The following is a 3,143-nucleotide window of genomic DNA, read 5'->3' as shown; positions in this document are numbered from 1 at the left end:
GCATGCGGGTCGACATAGATGTTGAACTCGGCGGCGGGGGTGGCATTGCCGCCTTCRAAGAAACCGCCGCCCATCAGCACCACTTCACGGATGCGCGGGATGATGCGCGGCTCCATCACCATCGCCATGCCGAGATTGGTCATGGGTCCGAGCGTGCAGACGGTGATCTCGCCTTCAGGTGCCGCCATAAGCGTGTCGACCAGGAAGTTGACTGCGTGCTTGTCCTGCAGCGGCTTTGTCGGCTCGGGCAGGACACAGCCGTCGATGCCGGTCGGACCATGAACATATTCGGCGGTCTTGAGCGCCTTGACCATCGGACGCGAACAGCCGGCATAGACCGGCACATCGGAGCGGCCGGCGAGTTCGGCGATCTGCAGCGCATTGCGCGAGGTCAGCGCCAGCGGCACGTTGCCGCCGACGGTGGTAAGCGCCACCACTTCGAGTTCGGGCGAACCAAGCGCAACCAGGATGGCAAAGGCGTCGTCCTGGCCAGGATCGGTGTCGATGATGATCTTGCGTGGCGACATGGCACTTTCCCCCGGTTCGATCGCCGGGTAGTTTCCGGCGGCATTGCAAGAATTCAGGCGTCATGCATACAGTACTGTATGTTATTTTCAAGACGGGTTGGGACACCTCCCGTTGGCACATTGGGGAGAAATGAATGGGGCCTCCAGTCGATCCGGTTCCCGCTGGCGACATCCAGCCGAAGAKTGCCGACGTCGTCATCGTCGGTGGCGGCATCATCGGCGTCAGCGCAGCTCTTTTCCTGGCCAGGAAGGGCATCTCGGTCGTCGTCTGCGAGAAGGGCCACGTTGCGGGCGAACAGTCGAGCCGCAACTGGGGCTGGTGCCGGCGCATGGGCCGCGACCCGCGCGAACTGCCGCTGATCGTCGAGGCGATGAAGATTTGGGGCGGTATCGAGGAGCTGGTCGGCGAAGATGTCGGCTTCCGGCGCACGGGCATTCTTTATCTGTGCCAGGACCAAAGCGATGTCGAACATCATGCCGAGTGGGTGAAAAGCGCAGGCGACTACGCGCTCGACTCCAAAATGATCGAGGGCCGGGCGCTGGCTGAACTGATGCCAGGCGCGCAAAAGACGTTTAGGGCAGCACTGCACACGCCAAGCGACGGTCGCGCCGAGCCGCAGAAGGCAGCTCCCGCGATCGCCCGTGCTGCCCAGCGCGCAGGTGCCCGCATCTTGTTGCGCTGCGCGGTGCGCGAGATCGAGACCGAGGGTGGCCGTGTTTCGGGCGTCGTCACAGAAAATGGCTTGATCCGAGCCAGCACGGTTGTGGTGGCGGGCGGCGCCTGGTCGAGCTGGCTGTGCCGTTCTGTCGGCGTCCGCCTTCCGCAGCTCTCGGTACGTTCGTCCGTGATGCGTACCGGCCCGGTCCAGGGCGGGCCCGATGGTGCTGCGTGGACCGAGGGCTTTGCCTACCGAAAGCGCCTCGACGGCGGCTACACCATCGCAAACGGCACCATCAGCTATCATCACGTGAACCCGGACAGCTTCCACTATTTCACCGACTTCTTGCCGATGCTGTCGCGCGAATGGCGCTCGGTTGGCCTGCGCTTCGGCGATTTCCTCAGCGGCCCCTTCGGGCTTTCACCCAGGCTGGAAGGTGCGGGCAGTGTCTACGAGAGGCATCGCACGCTCGACCCCGCTCCGGCTGTCGGCCCACTGGAAGCGGCCCGCGCCAACATGGAGAAGGTTTTTCCGGCTTTGAAAGGCGTGCCGACGCTGCAGCGCTGGGCCGGCTTCATCGATGCCACGCCGGACGCGGTGCCGGTGATTTCGCCTGTGAAGTCGCTGCCCGGGCTGGTGATCGCCACTGGCTTTTCCGGCCATGGTTTTGGCATCGGCCCCGCCGCAGGCAGGCTTACGGCCGATCTGGTGACCGGCAACACGCCGCTCGTCGATCCCCAGGCATTCCGCTACGAGCGTTTCATCGACGGTACCAGGCACCGTCCGACGACGGGGGTGTAGAGAGGCGGAATGTCTCAACCACCGCTAAGGATACGGCCCATCTCTTCCATGGCGGCATCGCGCTGCGGGTCCCGGCCTGCGGCGTAGGGCAGGCTGAAGGTCACAGGAATGTCTGGCTCGACGCCATGTCCTTCCAGCCGTACATCGTCGCCGATGACCGCGTCTGAGACTGCCACTTCGAGCAGGCTGTCATCAGGCAGTAGATAGGCACGTCCGGCCAGCAGCGCGCCAGCGGTCCGGGAGCCAATAAGCGGAATGCCGTTGGTCTTCAGCGCATAGGCGAAGAGTTCCAGTCCACTGCGTGCGCCTCCATCTATGATGCCCACGACAGGTCGCTGCCAGCGTACATTGGCAAGTGTTGCCTCGCCGTTGCGCTGGATGAGCCGGAATGTCGGGGTGTCGCCAACGAATAGCTCCGCTGCATCGGAGGGGCCGCCGCCCCAACGCCCGCGCAGGTCAACGACCATGCCGTCGACGTCCTTGAGCCGACCGTCGCCCAATTCGCGGGCAACGATGTCGAGGCCCTCAGGTGCCGAAAGTGTCCACAGCCTGACATTGCCGATCCGCTTTCCGTCGCGCTCGGTTACGCTGACGCTTGCCTCGATCGCTTTTTCGAACGTTTTGAGCGGACGCAACTGCTCCACAGCGACCTTGACGGTGATGGGTTCAGCTCCGGCGTTCCGGCGTAGGTTTACTTCGACGGTCCGGCCGACCTTGTCGCGGAACGATGTGATCTCGTGATAGGGCGCGCCATCCACGGCGAGGATCTCGTCGCCGACAAGGATACCAGCTCGCGCCGCAGGCGACCCGTCATAGACGTCATTGACGAACAGCGAGCCGTTGCCCGGCTGTGCGATCATGCCGATGCCGGGATACGAAACCTCGCCGTCGGGTGGAAACAGCCGCCGCAAATCGTTGCGGATGGCAAAGCGGAAAATGTCGGCAAGCTCGAAATAGGCGATGGTGTCAGGCTGGAAGCGGCCGGTGTGGGAGGCGCCAAGGCTGGCGAGAACCGTATCGATCGCCTTGCTGACCCGTTCATTGGAGCTGCCGGCATTGAGCGGCGCATCAGCGTTTTCGATTTCATGCCTGACCGCCGTTCCGAACCGCCCGAGCGCCGATGTGTCATGGAAATGATCGAACACCAGTTCAACGG

The 3,143-nt window shown here is 63.6% G+C and carries 3 protein-coding genes; 1 reads left to right on the top strand and 2 read right to left on the bottom strand.

The features are described 5' to 3' along the window. A partial coding sequence (locus AC1DUU_RS27445) for a nucleoside hydrolase (RefSeq protein ID WP_476786510.1) occupies positions 1-527 on the bottom strand: 527 nt, incomplete at its 3' end. Between the two features lie 134 nt (positions 528-661). Between AC1DUU_RS27445 and AC1DUU_RS27440 the strand changes: the two genes are divergently transcribed. Then, on the top strand, positions 662-1,987 hold the full coding sequence (locus AC1DUU_RS27440; protein WP_476786509.1) for an NAD(P)/FAD-dependent oxidoreductase: 1,326 nt from the start codon (positions 662-664) through the stop codon (positions 1,985-1,987). A 14-nt stretch (positions 1,988-2,001) separates the two neighbouring features. Here AC1DUU_RS27440 and AC1DUU_RS27435 read toward each other — a convergent pair. Next, positions 2,002-3,143: S41 family peptidase (locus AC1DUU_RS27435; RefSeq protein WP_476786508.1), on the bottom strand; the 1,142-nt coding region annotated here is incomplete at its 5' end.

This window comes from Aminobacter sp. P4_H6_2, assembly GCF_056400805.1.
This window is presented reverse-complemented; position numbering and strand designations above follow the sequence as displayed.